The sequence below is a fragment of the Pauljensenia sp. UMB3104 genome, assembly GCF_030217285.1.
Lineage (GTDB): Bacteria > Actinomycetota > Actinomycetes > Actinomycetales > Actinomycetaceae > Pauljensenia.
The window spans coordinates 1-288 of record NZ_JASONN010000236.1 but is presented as its reverse complement, the minus strand read 5'-3'; the positions used below and the strand labels follow the sequence as shown (position 1 = coordinate 288).

Below are 288 nucleotides of genomic sequence, written 5' to 3'. Positions count from 1 at the left end.
ACGAATTCGTCCCACTTCAACGGTCTGTTGTCCATTGCTGAGGGCAGTCGGAAACCATGATCGACCAGGGTACGCTTGCGCGACATATCGCCCTCGAACATGGCACCGATCTGCGGAACTGTCACGTGCGATTCGTCGATGATCAGGACAAAGTCATCGGCAAAATAGTCCATCAGCGTATGGGGCGGAGTGCCGGGACCTCGTCCATCGATATGACGCGAATAGTTTTCAATGCCCGCGCACGATCCGATTTCTTTGAGCATTTCCAGGTCGTATGTGGTGCGCATG

At 54.2% G+C, this 288-nt stretch carries 1 pseudogene; it reads right to left on the bottom strand.

What is annotated here, in order from left to right:
- A pseudogene (locus QP415_RS11525) lies at nucleotides 1-288 on the bottom strand (excinuclease ABC subunit B); the annotation flags it as partial.